This is a genomic window from Pseudoalteromonas sp. PPB1 (assembly GCF_015356275.1).
In the GTDB taxonomy this organism is placed as follows: Bacteria; Pseudomonadota; Gammaproteobacteria; order Enterobacterales; family Alteromonadaceae; genus Pseudoalteromonas; species Pseudoalteromonas rubra_D.
The window spans coordinates 24,397-40,428 of record NZ_JACEQV010000004.1; the positions used below are offsets into that span (position 1 = coordinate 24,397).

At 45.2% G+C, this 16,032-nt stretch carries 15 protein-coding genes; 10 read left to right on the forward strand and 5 right to left on the reverse strand.

Features of this window, described 5'->3' with window-relative positions:
- Nucleotides 1–2,628: a TonB-dependent receptor domain-containing protein gene (locus IY568_RS05320; RefSeq protein WP_194866953.1), complete on the reverse strand. Its 2,628-nt coding sequence runs from the start codon at nt 2,626–2,628 to the stop codon at nt 1–3.
- 277 nt (nt 2,629–2,905) lie between these two features.
- Here IY568_RS05320 and IY568_RS05325 point away from each other — a divergent pair, with 277 nt between their 5' ends.
- Nucleotides 2,906–3,253 (forward strand): hypothetical protein, encoded by a 348-nt coding sequence (locus IY568_RS05325; protein ID WP_194866954.1) that lies wholly within the window; start codon nt 2,906–2,908, stop codon nt 3,251–3,253.
- Nucleotides 3,254–3,365: 112 nt separating this feature from the next.
- On the opposite strand, the gene IY568_RS05330 is transcribed toward IY568_RS05325, so the two are convergent.
- Entirely contained in the window at nt 3,366–4,736 is a 1,371-nt protein-coding gene (locus tag IY568_RS05330) for a hypothetical protein (protein WP_194866955.1), read from the reverse strand.
- 220 nt (nt 4,737–4,956) lie between these two features.
- A complete protein-coding gene (locus tag IY568_RS05335; protein WP_194866956.1) occupies nt 4,957–5,169 on the reverse strand; it encodes a hypothetical protein in 213 nt (70 codons plus the stop codon).
- A 250-nt stretch (nt 5,170–5,419) separates the two neighbouring features.
- Between IY568_RS05335 and IY568_RS25250 the strand changes: the two genes are divergently transcribed.
- The 4 genes from IY568_RS25250 to IY568_RS05355 all read left to right on the forward strand — a co-directional run bounded on the left by IY568_RS25250 (nt 5,420) and on the right by IY568_RS05355 (nt 8,740).
- Nucleotides 5,420–6,625, forward strand: coding sequence for an RsmB/NOP family class I SAM-dependent RNA methyltransferase (locus tag IY568_RS25250; protein WP_194866957.1), 1,206 nt, complete (start codon nt 5,420–5,422; stop codon nt 6,623–6,625).
- Nucleotides 6,626–6,641: 16 nt separating this feature from the next.
- Nucleotides 6,642–6,893: a DUF2999 family protein gene (locus IY568_RS05345; protein ID WP_049865270.1), complete on the forward strand. Its 252-nt coding sequence runs from the start codon at nt 6,642–6,644 to the stop codon at nt 6,891–6,893.
- Between the two features lie 147 nt (nt 6,894–7,040).
- Nucleotides 7,041–7,838: a glycoside hydrolase family 25 protein gene (locus tag IY568_RS05350; protein ID WP_125557849.1), complete on the forward strand. Its 798-nt coding sequence runs from the start codon at nt 7,041–7,043 to the stop codon at nt 7,836–7,838.
- Entirely contained in the window at nt 7,835–8,740 is a 906-nt protein-coding gene (locus IY568_RS05355) for a hypothetical protein (protein ID WP_125557847.1), read from the forward strand. Before IY568_RS05350 ends, IY568_RS05355 begins: the two co-directional genes overlap by 4 nt.
- Nucleotides 8,741–9,072: 332 nt before the next feature.
- On the opposite strand, the gene IY568_RS05360 is transcribed toward IY568_RS05355, so the two are convergent.
- Together IY568_RS05360 and udk are read right to left on the reverse strand one after the other, a co-directional pair.
- A complete protein-coding gene (locus tag IY568_RS05360) occupies nt 9,073–10,296 on the reverse strand; it encodes a NupC/NupG family nucleoside CNT transporter (RefSeq protein ID WP_010380163.1) in 1,224 nt (407 codons plus the stop codon).
- Between the two features lie 17 nt (nt 10,297–10,313).
- A complete protein-coding gene (udk, locus tag IY568_RS05365) occupies nt 10,314–10,943 on the reverse strand; it encodes a uridine kinase (protein ID WP_194866958.1) in 630 nt (209 codons plus the stop codon).
- A gap of 316 nt (nt 10,944–11,259) precedes the next feature.
- On the opposite strand from udk, the gene IY568_RS05370 reads away from it, so the two are divergent.
- The 5 genes from IY568_RS05370 (at nt 11,260) to IY568_RS05390 (ending at nt 15,980) form a co-directional block, all read left to right on the forward strand.
- Nucleotides 11,260–12,474: a phosphopentomutase gene (locus IY568_RS05370; protein ID WP_125557844.1), complete on the forward strand. Its 1,215-nt coding sequence runs from the start codon at nt 11,260–11,262 to the stop codon at nt 12,472–12,474.
- 17 nt (nt 12,475–12,491) lie between these two features.
- Nucleotides 12,492–13,193 carry a purine-nucleoside phosphorylase gene (gene deoD, locus IY568_RS05375; RefSeq protein ID WP_010380169.1) on the forward strand — a complete coding sequence of 234 codons (702 nt, stop codon included), beginning with the start codon at nt 12,492–12,494 and terminating at the stop codon, nt 13,191–13,193.
- A gap of 376 nt (nt 13,194–13,569) precedes the next feature.
- Nucleotides 13,570–14,559, forward strand: coding sequence for a tetratricopeptide repeat protein (locus tag IY568_RS05380; RefSeq protein ID WP_194866959.1), 990 nt, complete (start codon nt 13,570–13,572; stop codon nt 14,557–14,559).
- Between the two features lie 92 nt (nt 14,560–14,651).
- A complete protein-coding gene (locus IY568_RS05385; RefSeq protein ID WP_125557840.1) occupies nt 14,652–15,392 on the forward strand; it encodes a ferredoxin--NADP reductase in 741 nt (246 codons plus the stop codon).
- A gap of 129 nt (nt 15,393–15,521) precedes the next feature.
- Nucleotides 15,522–15,980 carry a nuclear transport factor 2 family protein gene (locus IY568_RS05390; RefSeq protein ID WP_125557838.1) on the forward strand — a complete coding sequence of 153 codons (459 nt, stop codon included), beginning with the start codon at nt 15,522–15,524 and terminating at the stop codon, nt 15,978–15,980.
- The last annotated feature ends 52 nt before the right edge of the window (nt 15,981–16,032 follow it).

A 16,032-nucleotide genomic window follows, 5' to 3' on the forward strand; every position in this document is an offset into this window, starting at 1 on the left:
CTAAAATTGATAATTGACTTTGAGGTAGCCGCGCCGTCCGACCGTGTCATAGGTAAACACATCGGTGTTGGCATCGTTCCATGACGTTAAAAAGGGGGGGCGTTTGTCAAAGAGGTTATCTATACCCAAAGATACAGAAAGTGTCTCAGACACCGAGTAACCGATTTGAGCATGATGATAAATAATGCTGGGTACCTCAGCGCCAATAGGCCCGCCACCATTTTCATCTTCTGCTTTGCCGATATAATGAATGCGATATGTGCCTTGCCACTTTTTTATGTCGAATTGGGCTGTGAGATTCGATTTCCATTTGCTAAAGCTGCCTCTGTCTGAGGTGATTTTACCCAGTAACACTTCTGTTTCTGCGCCGGCAAAAGCGGTATTGTCATGTTTCAGTAGGCGGGTGGTATCCCAGACAAATAGGAAGTCAAACGCCTGATGTGCAGAGTCGATACGAATGTTCAAATCTATCCCGGATACGTGTTCACTCGCTGCATTCATCGGGCGTTTTTCAAGCGCTGTGATTTGATGTGTAATAGGGTCTCTTGAAAAGCTGTCACAATAGGCGCTGTAGGTTGTCGGGTCGCTGTAGCAAAGGCGCAACATGTTCGAACCAGAAACTGCATTGATGGCGTTATCGACTTTAATATCGAAGTAGTCTAAAGAAGCTGACACCAGTGCATTTTGAAATACGACCCCTAACGTAATGGTATTGGCTGTTTCCGGCCCAACGCCCGGGTTACCACCAACCCCAGTTCTGATGGTTGAGCCGTCCTGCACAAAATCATTGGGTATACCTTCAGCTGTACAGTGAACCAATATCTGACCCGTTGCACCATCACACGGGTCAATCGTGATGAGGTTTTCAACATTGGTGCCGCCAAATTGTTCGGTAATGGTTGGAGTTCTGAAAGCGCTGGAGCGCACACTTCTTAGTAACCAGTGTTGGTTTACGCGCCAGGTTAAGCCGAGTTTATAGGTGGTTTCTGCATTAAAATATTGGTAATCGGAATAACGTAGTGCCATGTCCGTTTTTACTGACTGCGCATAGGGTAAGCCGTTTAGCAGTGGGACTGAAATCTCCAAAAATGTTTCTTTCACTTCTGAGCTGCCTGCAATCGCATCCTCCTCACCATTGCTTATTGCGATGGGATCAGGATGACGCCAGCCATTTTCTTTGCGTATCGTTAAGCCGGTCGCAAATGCCAGAGTGCCCGTTTGCAGTTCCGTAATATCACCAGTTAATTCAAAATTAAGTGACTGAAGTCGATTGCCACCTGTGCCTTGGCGCTGATAGGTTACGTAGTTGATGACTTCTGGGGTAAGTTCATCAACACCAAAGTAATCTCCGCAGGGGATGGCTGCATTCAGTTTCGAGCTACAGACCTGTACATTGAGTGTTTGGGCTACTCGGGCGTCGTCAAAGTCATGGCTCCAGCCATCTGTGCCCGTGTTTTTCCCCCAATTGTAACTGGCTTGCCACAACCAGTTATTTGACAATTCGCCCGACAAAGCAAAGGTTGTTTGGGTCGTGTTTGTTTCCTGATAAAACTTAGGATCGAGCACTTCGATATTTCGTCGACGCTTTAAAGTAAGGTCTTGCCCGGTGGGGTTGAAGACAAATTGCGAGGATACATCAACTGGTTGAAAACTTCTGGGGGTAACGATTTGATCCGACTGGCGGTTGGCGTAAAGCACAGAAGCATTAAGCTGAACCGCCGCGGTAAGTTCATAGGAGACAAACGTTGCCAGGTTAAGGCGCTGCATGGGGCTGTATGCGTTGAGCGCTCCAAACCAGTTGTACCCATGTTTACTATTATCATAGGTTTCGTAATGGTCGCCATTTTGTCCGGCAACCTGATTAAACTGTACTTCCTGACCATCGGCTAACAGTGCCCGTCCACCTATGGTTGAACCTGATGAAATACAGACCAGTTTTCCGCCTGCTTCAGTTAACGGGCAGGGATTACGCGTGGATTGAAGCGCATTTCCGTTGTCGACGTAATTTACATTGATGGTAGCATGGCCTTTGTTGAACTGACTACCTGCGGAAAAATTCAGTTCTGCATTTTCGGTATCTTTTTTGCTACTTTGGCCAATTTTGGCTAAGAGTATTGCGCCTTCAAAGTCGGTTTTAGTTATGATATTGACAACGCCCGCAACGGCATCGGCACCATAAATTGCTGATGCCCCATCTTTTAAAATGTCAATGCGCTCGACACTTTCCATTGGGATCATATTAAGGTCCGGGCTGTCATTGGCGCCAGTTCCTCCTGCGACAATGCGTTTACCATTGAGTAAAACCAGGGTGCGCTTGATCCCCATACCACGCAGGTTAATTTGCGCTGTTGCATACCCGTTGTTGGTCCAGTACGCATTGGTAGCATTGCCAGCAGACCCTGCCGATATATTCAAGCCTTGCAGTACCTCTTCAAGGTTAGACAGGCCCGTTATAGACAGATCTTCGGCCGTTAAGGTAGTGATGGGGCTTGCCGACTCCAGTTCAATGTTTTGAATTTTAGAACCTGTGACTTCAAAGCGTTCTATATGAACAGTTTGCTGCGCAGAAGCAAAATACGAGAGACTCAAACCCATCAGCGCAACGGAAATTTTAGAATATGAAAACATAACGATGACTCTTGGAGAAATTGCCGCGAGTATAATGAACTTAAGTGAGTTTGAAATGTGGCAAATTGTCGCAGGGCTTGCCTATTCTGTAGGTTAAATTAAAAGCAATACAGTGATGAAAGAAAATAAATATGTCCGAGTGATGAACAGGCTTTTCCTAAAAGTTGATTATGATATAATCAATAAAGGTACAATCTGTTTTTCATAACGTATTTTTTAGAGTGTTTTTTTACTCAAAATGCTTTGTTTCATTTTAAAATATAGGGGAAATAAAAGAATGAAATTAGCAAGTTTCAAATTTGCCTTTGGAATTAGTCTTTTGCTTTTTAATGCCTTCGCATTCGCTGAGGGTTGGACTGTAGCAACCAGAATCACATCGGTGGGCCAATATGGCTCTAATTCAACTTTTTTCACCACTGAAGCTAACGTTAGCCAATGTGGAGATAAGAAAAAACTATTCTTTTTGACAAGTGATGCAACCGATCCTGACAAACTTTACAGCACTTTGCTGATGGCATATGCATCTGGAAAAAGAATGAAAGTGTATTTACATGATCCTGTTGTGTGTGGTCCCGAGAATGCTCAAAAAATAAATGCTGCAAACTTTTTCTATGTTTTTGATTAGTGTGTTTTACAACTAAAGTAAAAACGGCCTGTTTCTGAACAGGCGTTTTTATATCTAGTATGTTATTGGTGCTGAAAGTTAATAGAAATCACTGTACTCAGCTATATAGATATTACTCAGACGCTTCAATTTCAAAACTATAAACAGCTGCCCCTTTTAAGAGTGAAGTATCTGTATACATATTTCCAGCCGCTCCCTTTTGAAATTCCAGTCTTAGGGCGTCAAATTCTCCAGTAAAATTCATTGCTGCCACATCCAGGTTTAGCTCAAAGCCTTCAACAGTGTCGACAGCCATATTTAGGCTTGTACCAAACTCAAAGGTGGGGATAACTGCCTGGGGTTTACTGAGTATTTCCCATTTAACTTCGCCATTGATGGTATCGTCCCAGCGCAATGTGATGGCGACCAGGTTGATGCGATCATCAACATCGGAGAAGTCATACTCGAATAGGTTGCCATTGCTCTGCTGGGCCATAGACTGTGCAAACTGCATAAAGGCATTTTGTAAAGCCGCGTCATAAAGCAGCGGATCAGTTTCGCTGGGTTGACCGTCATCAGAAATGCTATGCACGGTGGCAGAACTGGTAAACATATCGAAGCCAGGTAAAGCTGCGCGCTCGGAAATAGAGTTGTATGCATAGCTGGTGTTTGCAAGTTCAGGAAAAATATATTTATGACGATAATTAGGACCAACTAGAAATTGCGTGCTGAGTTGCTCACTATCGTCGAATGACGCCAGGAGTACACGAGAGTTCACACTGTCTATTTGTGATAAAGGTAAGTCGACGACATTAACTCTCACACCTGGGCTATCAAATGCTTCATCCGTTAACTCGAGTGGATCTGAGCCTTCCAGGTTGAACAGACCACCACGAACATCACTGTAGTCTTCGTTACTAATATGTAGGATCGTATTTTTACTTTTAGCATCAATATATGTGCTGTCAGGTAGCGCGTCATGTAAGGCCATTTCGTCGCCTAGCAGCCCGCTGATATAGTAATCAGGTTGACTGGCAGAAAGTGCACTGAGATCAACTTCTTTTCTGGGGAAGTCACAGGTTTGCTGTCGGTCAAATTCGATGATGCCATAATCAGTGTTTGCAACATCCAGCAATGTAAATAACTGAGTTGCCATCGGTTCGTTATTCGTGCTTTTAGCGATTAGCGAAACATGATGTGTGTTTTCTGGCAGGGCCTGCGCGAGTTTGCCATCTACGCCTGTTTTTGCGCTAGAGATGACCTTGCCACTGACATTATGAAAAATCACTTCTGCAACTGTTGGTGTGGTCGCGTTACTACATGCGCTACCCAGTGTTGCTGTCACTGAAAATACAGGGGCTGGCTTGTCTGGCGTTGGTGTTGAGGTAATAATGGGTTTTGTTTGTTGTTCTTTGCTTGCAATCGAGTTATCGTTTGATGAGCCGCCACACGCCGCGAGTGTTAGTGCTGCACTGACAGCGATAAAAAGTCCTTTATACTTCATCTTATCTCCAATTTATAAACTCTTGTTTTTTGACATTTTAATATCAATCTCATTCTAACAAACTTCGCATGTACTTGTCTTGTGGACAGCATGCTTGATTTGTATTCAAAACTGATAGATTTGTTTTTTGTTACCTGCGGGCAAGTCTGTGGGGGCGATAGTTGCATCAAGGCAGACTGCAGATAAGCGCTGCCTTTGTTAGTTTAAACTATTTTTGGGATTAGAAGTCGCTGCAGGGACCTGTGATCACACAAATCATCTCCTGTGCAGGGGCACAAGCCATCGAATCAGCCGGAGGAGGGCAGTTACGATAAGTTCGATAGTTGCTGTTTGGTTCAATCTGGCCGCCGGCCACATTGGGTGTCTGAGCCTGGTTAAGTTGCTGGGATTGAGATAGAAATTTCAGATTCGACTCTCTTATTTGTCGTTTCATAACATTTCTTTAGTTATTGATTTAACTCGTATCCCCCGAAGATTATCCTGTTATGGGTACGTTTAACCTGGTATCTAGAGCTGGTGTCGTCAATATGATTAATTTGTTGGCTTTTTGATTTTTTCTGCTCTTTGACTGGGTCTGGCAACAGCCCGCTCACATTGAAGCGCTGACACTGCATCCATCAGTGGTTTGAGCCGCTTAAAAGCGCTACAATTCATATTCAATATTTGCAGGCAGAGAACACCGCGTGACCGTTGATCGTCAACTTATCAGTACTTTACACACCGCATTTAACGGAATATTCCAACAATCTTTATATGCTGACAAAGTCATACAGCACCACTTATACGACAATCCCCACTGGCGTCGTGAAGACAAAGCGTATTTTGTTACAACTCTGTATGACCTCGTGCGCTTTATTCGCAAGTTAGCCTATATTAGTAATGCCAGCGAGCAAGATTTTTGGCCTGTTTGGCAGGCTTTTCAGTTACTCACTGATAAGCCGGTCCCCGATTGGCCAGAAATGCGAGACTTTTCAAAGGCTGAGCTATTAACTCGACTGAACACAGCGCCACAAGCGATTCAGCTTAGCTATCCAGACTGGTTGAATGCTTTGGGAAGCTCTCAGCTTGGCGAGCAATGGCCAGAGGTCGCTGAAGCGTTAAATCGCGCACCGGGTTATTATATTAGAGCCAATACCTTAAAAACTTCGACAGACGCCTTGGCTAGTAAATTGGAGCGGGAACAGATCTCCTGTGAGCATGTTTCTGCTACGCTACCTGATGCGTTGGTCATTCAGGCGGTAGATAAGCTATTTAAATCCAACGCATTCCTGGCTGGTGAGTGTGAAATGCAAGATGCAGGCTCTCAGCAAATTGCGCCGTTACTGGATGTTTCGCCAGGCATGAAAGTGGTTGATGCGTGTGCGGGGGCTGGCGGTAAAAGCTTACATCTTGCAGCCTTAATGAAGAATAAAGGCCGTCTGTTGTCGATGGACATCCATCAGCATAAGCTGGATACGCTTAAAAAGCGGGCAAAGCGTGCCGGCTGCCATATGATTGAGACGAGGGCGATCAAAAACAATAAAACCATCAAACGCCTCAAAGATAAGTTTGATCGGGTTTTACTTGATGTGCCATGCTCCGGGACCGGTGTGTTACGCCGTAACCCAGATAGCAAATGGCACCTTAGCGAGCAAAGCATTGACGATCTGATTGCGCTTCAGGCCGACCTGCTACAACGATATAGCCAGATGTGCCGTCCGGGTGGCAAACTGGTGTATGCAACCTGCTCTGTACTGCCGGTTGAAAATCAGCAACAGGTCGCACAGTTTTTAGACGCAAACCCTGACTGGACTCTACAACAGGAATTAAGTTTGCTGCCGGGGATAAACTCAGAGTTTGACGGATTTTATGGCGCCGTATTGCGCCGTAACGAACTACCACAAGATTAAAATAGGACAAAAACATATGAATCCCATTATTGCTTTACTCAAAGAGCACAACATCAGTGATGAAAAAATCAATGAGGTATTTCAGGCGCTGACTGAAAACCCGCTGATGGCTATGGCCGTTGTTCAGCAGCTTAATATTCCAGCTGAAAAACTACAGCAGCTGATGGCTTTAGTGATGCAGAACCCGGGACTGATTAAAGAAGCGGTTCAGGAGTTGGGTCTTGACTACGATAAAGTAGAGCAGGCAAAAGCGCAGCTTAAACAGTAAATCACATCACTTATACTAGTTGGCCGGGGATTCGGACCGGCCATTTGTTTCCTCGCTTATTTAAACTACCTATCAGACAAACTCACTTCCTTTGACTAAACTAGATGCTATTCGCTTGGTAGCACTTATTTTAGAGAAGGACACTGAATGCTCTCCAGCAAAACACTCGAACACGATTCCCCTATGGTCTTTGTGCTGTTTATGGCCATCGCCTGTTTGTTTTTTTTCTTTCGACCCGAATTCATGCCGCCTGTACAGCAGAGTAGTGCGTCGAATGAGGTACTTTTTCCGAACAACCTTAAGTCGTATCTCAGTGATCCTAATGCCAAGGTTGTGTTGGGGATTGATGTGTCACACTATCAGGGCACTGTTGATTGGCAGAAAGTTTCGCAAGCAGGTGTGCAGTTCGTTTATATCAAAGCCACCGATGGCATGACCTATCGAGACCCACAATTCTATGCTCATTTTAAAGGAGCAAAGTCAGCGGGCTTGCAAGTGGGGGCATATCACTTCTTTGAACCGGACGATGACCCCACTAAGCAGGTCGATAACTTTATGGCGACCCTACAGGGGCTGGAATTGACACTGATGCCCATGCTGGATGTGGAGATCACCAGTAATCGTACACCGCAACAGATCAGCAATGGGGTTGCGCAGTTTATGGAAGCCGTGAAGCAGCGAACAGGGTGTGAAACCATTTTGTATAGTTATGGCGATTTTTGGCAAGAGAACTTATCGGCCCAGCTCGCTAACCAACCTTTTTGGCTGGCTGATTATGCTGACAGCCCCGATGTCCCTCAGCAGGCACATGCCTGGTGGTTATGGCAATATTCAGATTCTGCCCAAGTTGCAGGTGTGCGTACTTCGGTTGATATGGATGTGGTGATAGCGGGAGAGCCGGGGCTAAATGCTATGAAGTGCACAAGTATGGGAGCAAAATCATGAACTTTGCGAAACAGCTTTGGCAACACGAGCACACGGTGATGCGGGCTCTGCTACTACTGGTGGTGGTTATTTTTTTTACCCTTGCGGTGGTCCATTATCATGACTGGCAGCATCAACCGGATGCCGTATACCTGAGCAATCAGGCATACCTACATCATGTTGAAGCGCAGGCGCTGGACGATTTGTTTTATCTGGCAGAGATTAACGGGCTACTTAAAGTGGTGGAAAGCAGTCAAGTGGGCGTATCTTTTATTGCCGAGTTTAAGGTCGACGTCGGTAATATGATTGCGACAGTGACACATTATCTGCAGCAAGGTATTAATCTGAATCTTGCCTCTTTGGTTGCTGTAGAGATATTGTCGTTACTCAGTGAGGCAGCACATTTTATAGCCATGCCGCTGCTGATTGTCACGTTAAGTGGCGCGATGGTTTGGCTATGCGCTGAGTTATTTGGCTTACCTGTGGTGTTATGTGCTGTGTTTAAACGAGTATGTGAAGGGCTATTGCTGGCTTTTGTGGTGCTGCATCTGATGTTGCCCTATGCCATTCATATCAGTGGTGCCATTAGCCATTCAGTGAGTGCTAGTTATAAAACCACGGGTCGTACAGCGTTGTTGCAATATCATCAGGATGTCACACATGGACAGAATAAAGCGTCATTAAAAGACAAAGCGGAGTCGAGCATTCATGAACTGGAAAAAGTATCACCTAAGCATGTCAGGTATCAGCAGAACGCTTTGTCGCATTATTTAGTGAGTACACTGGCGGTGAATCTGTTTGACTTGATCTTAATGCCGTTATTGCTTGTTTGGGGGTTCTTTCGCATAGTGAAGGGACTTTACCTGCATGCACAGGAAACTTACCGGATAGCAAAAAGAAGTGATACCAATTTGCTTAATTAAGTGTTCTATTTTGAGGTGAGAAAATATAGTCGATAACACCGCTCCCGCGTCCTGCTATCGCTGAGGCACCTACATCCCTATAGGCGAGGCAAAAATTTGTGAACCTATGTCTAAGGTATCAGGTTCTAAATGAGAAGTTTTTAACGCTGTTAGCGTCATATTTACTCCTTCAAATAGACCAGGTGTTAAGTGAAATTGGTATGAGCGTATAGAAACGATAAAAGGGCCATAAAGGCCCTTTGGTGAAGTATCGTTCAAGTTAGTTTGGTTACTCTAACCCCTTAAAGCAACCAACCAATTGTTTTGCAACTGAGGCTTATCTCATTAAGTTTCTAAGCTAGCGAGAGGAAAAACCCTGCAATTGCTGCGCTCATTAGGTTAGCCATAGACCCTGCTAAAACCGCCCTGAGCCCTAAGCGTGCGATATCCTTTCTTCGACTCGGCGCCATACCGCCTAATCCGCCTAGTAAGATGGCTATCGATGACAAGTTAGCAAATCCACATAACGCGAATGTGACAATCGCTTGTGTGTGTTCACTTAACGTGTCGCGATAATTCATAAAGTCCAGGTAAGCAACAAACTCGTTCACAACCAGTTTCTGGCCGATAAAGCTGCCTGCCTGAGTGGCTTCTGCCCAAGGTACGCCTAACATCCAGGCAACCGGAGCAAATACATAGCCTAAAATCTCTTGTAGCGTCAGTGTTGGATGGTCAAACATCCCACCAATACCACCAAGTAACCCGTTTAATAGTGCAATCAGTGCCACAAAAGCCAGTAACATTGCACCAACGTTCAGTGCCAGGTGCATACCGCTTGACGCGCCAGCTGCTGCTGCGTCTATTACATTAACCGGCTTGTCGTCGCCGCTATCAACCTCTGCGAGGTTTTCTTTTGGCTTTTCGGTTTCCGGCACAATCATCTTGGCCATCAGGAAACCGCCTGGTGCTGCCATAAAGCTGGCTGCAATCAGGTACTTTAATTCAACCCCAATAGCAACGTAGCCTGCCATGACAGAGCCTGCTACTGTCGCCAAACCACCTACCATTACGGCAAACAGTTCTGACTGGGTCATCTTAGGGATAAAAGGCTTTACGATTAAAGGTGCTTCAGTTTGTCCTACGAAGATATTTGCCGTTGCTGACAAAGACTCTGGTCTGGACGTTTTGAGCAGCTTCTGTAGACCACCCCCTAAGATTTTGATGATCCACTCCATAATGCCAATGTGATACAACACACCGACCAGGGCTGAGAAAAATACGATCACAGGAAGTACTTGGATCGCAAAAATAAACCCTATGTTGTCCGCACCAGCCAATGGGCCAAACAGGAAGCTGATCCCGTCATTGGCATAGCCGATCACGGATGAAACCGCTTTCGACATAGCCGCTAGCGCGTTTTTACCGGCTTCTACGAAGAGTACGAAGCCACCAATGAGTATTTGCATGATAAATGCGATACCCACGGTTCGATAATTAATGGCACTACGCTTGGTGGAAGCTGCGTAGGCGATGGCTAGTAGCATTAACATGCCGACTAAGCTCATTATTGTTGTCATGCCAGATTGTTCCCGTATTATTCTTGCAGTAAATATTTTATTTTACTTTTAATAATATCAATCGCAACGCGATTCATACCGCCACGGGTAACGACCAAGTCGGCATTGTGCTTTGAAGGCTCAATAAATTGGTAAAACATAGGTCTTACCGTTGCCTGATATTGCTCAACCACCGAAGAGATACTTCTACCGCGAGTTTCTATGTCTCGTTGCATTCTTCGCAGCAGACAGATATCAAGCGGCGTATCAATAAACACCTTGATATCAAATTCTTCGATTAATGCTGGATCGCTTAACAGTAAGATCCCTTCAACGACTAAAATCTTTGCCGGGTTTACCGTGCGTGTCTCACTACTGCGTGTATGTTGAGCATAGTCGTAAGTCGGTACTTGTACAGACTTACCTTGACGCAGTTGCGTCAGGTGCTCTTTCATTAACGCATGTTCAAACGCATCCGGATGGTCATAGTTCGTTTGAGTTCTGTGTTCAAACGGCAAATGCGATTGATCTCTATAATAGGCGTCTTCTTCTATAACGGCGATGGCACCCGACTCAAGTTCGTTTACTAGTTCGTTATAAATAGTTTGACTAAAAAGAGACTTACCGGACGCAGATGCGCCGGCGATGGCTATAATTGTTCGTGTCACTAAAGTTCACACCCAGCAGTTGCTAATGTTGGAAGATCACAATAGCAAAAAAGACACGATTAATCTCTTTTGCCTCGCTTAAGGAGCAAATTTAATTGTTTTGGTTATAACAAAACAGGACTTATGTCCGCTGGTCCAATTAGTGTTGAAATTTAATTAATATGGGGACAAATGGATTTTTGTTATGCTTTTATGACAGCGGACTTATGTCCTGTACGTTAATTTGGGCTACAAATAAAGTAACACCCTCTGACGAGTAATCACGACCTAAAAACAAAATCGTTGTGCGTCAGAATAAATAGATGAGAGGTAGATTATGGCAAGAGCAATCATATTAATGGCAGACAGCTTAGGGATTGGGGCTGCACCCGATGCCGAGAAGTTTGGAGATGCTGGTGCTAATACCTTAGCTCATCTATTAGCAGCATATAAGCAAGAAAAAGGTGAAGCCTTATCTTTGCCTAATTTAAGTAAGCTTGGACTTATTGCAGCATGTGAAGCCGCAGGCAAAGAAACCTGTGAAGTTGCACAGCGTATTGAACCGCAAGCTGCATGGGGTTATGCAAAAGAATTATCCAGCGGTAAAGATACGCCGTCTGGGCACTGGGAAATGGCAGGCGTACCTGTGTTGTTTGAATGGGGTTATTTCCCCAATACACAGCCTTGTTTCCCACAAGAATTTATTGATGAGTTGTGCAAGCGCGCAGATATTCCCGGAATTTTGGGTAACTGCTATGCATCAGGTACAACCATTTTAGAGCAACTAGGTGAAGAGCACGTCAAAACTGGCATGCCAATTTGCTACACCTCAGTTGACAGTGTGTTTCAAATAGCCGCACATGAGCAATCATTTGGCCTTGACAAGCTTTATCAAGTATGTGAAATCGCACGGGCACTGCTTGATGAAATGAATATAGGACGAGTGATTGCGCGGCCATTTATAGGCACTTCTAGTGCCGACTTTATTCGTACTGGTAATCGACGTGATTACTCAGTGTTACCGCCCTCACCGACAGTATTAGACAAACTGGCGAACGACGGTGGTGAAGTGATCAGTATTGGTAAAATCGCTGATATCTATGCGCATCAAGGTATTACACAAAAGCATAAAGCGCCTGGCCTGATGAATTTGCTGGAAAAAACCAGCGAAGTCATGCAAAGCGCTCCGGAGCATAGTTTGATTTTCACTAACCTGGTGGATTTCGATGAAAAATTCGGTCATCGCCGCAATGCGGTGGGTTATGCTGAGGCGCTGGCGCAGTTTGATGCTTATTTACCGAACATCATTAACCAATTAAAAGACGATGATCTGCTGTTAATTACAGCGGACCACGGCTGTGATCCGACCGCACCGGGCACAGACCACACCCGCGAATACGTGCCAGTATTGGCGTATCGTAATGGAATGAACAATACTCCGTTAGGTGAAAGAAACAGCTTCGCAGATATGGGTCAGACGCTGGCTCAGTGGTTTAACTTATCTGCTTGTGATTATGGTGACGGCTTTGCAGCCCAACTCGCTAAGGCTTGAATTAAAGGAAACATGTTATGAGTACTCCGCATATTAATGCTAACCCAGGTGATTTTGCAGAAACGGTGCTAATGCCAGGGGACCCACTGCGTGCCAAGTACATTGCTGAAAACTTTTTGCAAGACGCACGTCAGGTAACGGACGTACGCAACATGTTCGGTTTTACTGGCACTTATAACGGTAAACCAGTAAGTATTATGGGCTCTGGTATGGGTATTCCATCCATGTCTATCTATGCTCGTGAGCTGATTGTCAGCTTTGGTGTTAAAAACTTAATTCGCATTGGTACCTGTGGGGGTATCAACCAGGATACTAAAATCCGTGACGTGATCTTTGCACAAGGTGCAAGTACAGACTCAAATGTAAATCGCGCTCGCGTACGAGGCTTTGATTTTGCGGCCATTGCTGACTTTGGTCTGCTTGAGAATGGTGTTAACGCTGCTCGCCGTCTGGGTATTGAAGCAAAAGTAGGTAACGTATACACCACAGACACTTTCTATCAGGCTGACAGCAGCTTTTATCCTGAACTGGATAAGTTAGGTGTACTGGCTGTTGATATGGAAACAGCTGGCCTGTACGGTGTTGCTGCCGAGTATGGTGCAAAAGCAATGGCGCTATTTACGGTGAGCGATCACGTAATCACTGGCGAAGCAACACCACCAGAAGAGCGTCAAAGCACGTTCAATGAAATGGTTAAAATTGCCCTTGAGTCAATTTAAAGAATTTGGTCCTGCCCAGGATCTCCCTGTTCCTTGGTAACGTAATCGCAGAGTTTTGGAGACACGCCTAAAACAACGCGAATCACACCCAAAAAGCCGCACCTAGTGCGGCTTTTTTTTATCTGAAATCTATTGCCCTCTGTCTTGTGTTATTCATTTTCTTGAATATCCGGGGAGGCGCGACAATGATATATGCCTTTACCAAATTAAAGAGCCTGTTTCGAGAATAGTTTTTCGTTGAACATTCCTTGCAGACATTTTGTCATTTTATTTCTTCTCAGTATTCGCTGAACTGAAATAAATGTATGCGGGTTGGCGTTTAATCTTACCAGTTAGCTATATACTCAGGGTATGCGGTTTTATATTAAGGTCTGAGATGATAGTTTTTCCGACTATGTTGTTATCCTGGGGAATGGCCCTGTCAACAACAGCATCCTGTAATGTGCCGATAGAGTTGCTGAAATCACAGGCAGTTAACCAGCCTCAACAAGCTGTGCAAACGTATTTAAGCAATCAGGAGCGTTTTCAGCAAGCAACCTGCGCCGAGGCGGCACTGGCATATCGCTATTTGTTGATGGCTGCAACTAGGGTACAGGACTGGAAACTCGTTGAAGAGGTCGCTCAAATACTTCAGTCGGGACGATTATCTCCTCACGTTACGGGTAAAGAGCTTAATGTTATAAATAACATAGGCGTTGCCTATCGTAAGGTCGGGCAACCTGAAGACGCACTGACGCACTATCGTTGTGCGTTAACATACGCCAACAGCCACGATCAACGAGCGCTTATTAAAATCAATATTGCGATAGTACATCGCAATGCCGACCAGCCAGCGATTGGATTTCGTCTACTTCAGGGAATTGAGGAAAAGTACCTACCGAGCATTATCCTAGCCGGATTGCATGTCGCTAAAGGCAATACGGCTTTGCAGCTCAAACGCTATGATGAGGCGCAGCGCGCGTATCAGCAAGCGCGTGAACACTATCTGGCTGTGGGAGATAAACGCAATGCACAGGCTGTGGTGGCAAACATGTTGGTCGTTGCGCTGGCCAAAAATGATACGCAAGCATATGATCAGCTGCGCGCCTTGAGCACTCTGGAGGTCGACATGCTGACAGAGCAAGGAGGGAGGTTTATTCAATGGCTCGACACCTTCCGGTCATATAGTTCTGCTAATAATCTGAATCAGTCACAACGACAGCAACTACAAGATATAGAGGCAATTGCGGCGGACTATATCGAGTTTGTTATGCTGTTGTCGGCGCGTTTTAGTCTAAATCAGGCTGTGGCAAGACCTGTTCGAAATAGCGCTGAGCAACCTCTGCTTTCGAGTGCACTGGCCAAACGCTGGTGTAAAGGGATGTAGTGTTAGCGGGCTTGATTCATATAAAAATTTGTTTTTACCTCACTTTATGCCAGATTTAAGGTGCAGGTATAAGAAAACTATCGGGAGCAAGTATGGCGAACTGGGTGAATGGCAAAGTGGTTGAAAAGCTGTGGTGGACGCCCAGCTTGTTTAGTATCAAAGTTGCGGCTGACATAGACCCTTTCACAGCTGGCCAGTTTACTAAACTGGCATTACCCGTTGAAGACAAAAAAGTATCGCGCGCATACTCTTTTGTGAACGCGCCTCAGGACCCGTTACTTGAGTTCTTTTTAATTGAAGTGCCAGATGGACAATTGTCAGCTCCGTTGGCAGCGCTGGACATAGGCGATGATATTTTAGTGGCAGGCAAGCCTAGTGGGTTTTTCACGTTGGATGAAGTACCAGATGCCAGTGTACTGTGGATGCTGAGTACAGGTACGGCGATAGGCCCCTTTTTGTCTATGCTGAGCGATGGAAAGCTGTGGAAGCGCTTTGATCGGGTTGTACTGGTCAACGGCGTGCGTCATGCACAGGATTTGTGCTATCAGGACATGCTACTGGATACCGAAAAAATCTTTAAGCAGTTCAAATATGTGCCCTTAGTTAGTCGGGAGAAGACGGCGCATACGCTGTCCGGAAGAGTGACAAACCTGCTCGAGAGCGCAGAGCTGTGCCGCCATTGTGGTTTTGAGCAGCTGCCAGCAGACAGCCAATTTATGTTGTGTGGTAACCCGCAAATGGTGAAAGACACGACGACATTATTACAGACGATGGGCTTTGCTCGTAACCGGCGGGCACAACCTGGGCATATTACGGTAGAGCAATATTGGTGAGCGTCAGGCAATGTACTCGAATATTGACACTTAGAAACGCAAAACTTCCCGATGGACTGGCCTGATTCTGTATTCTGGCAACTGAATTTGCTATCGTGCACGCCAATTAGTCCCATGAAAAGGTAATTTATGAAATACCTATTTGTACTGATTGGATTGGTTTACTCAATTATTGGGTCGGCAAACCCTGCGCTTGATGAACAGGCCAGCGATTATCAGTTAACAAAGACAGAGCAGGAACTGGCGGCAGAAGCTGTGGTCGACAAGCTTATTCTGGCGTATAACGCGCAAAACATACGCAAGTTTATTGAGTTATATGCCGAAGATGTTGAGTTTTACATGTATCCGCAAACCTTGATGTTTACGGGAAAAGAAAAACTGATCGAGCGTTATGGGCTAATGTTTAAGAAAATGCACTGCCTTAAAGCTACCTCAATTAAGCGCATTACGCATGGCTCCATCGTGATTGATCATGAAACTTCGGAGATTTGCAGTAAAGAGGCGGGTGTTGTGGACAAACGCTCTGAATTTGTGACCAGCTATCAAATTGAAAACGGCAAAATTAAAAAGGTCGTGTTTTTTCGTTAAGTGTGTAAACCACCAAGGCTATGCACAGTGTTTTTCAGGTACATAGCCTCAG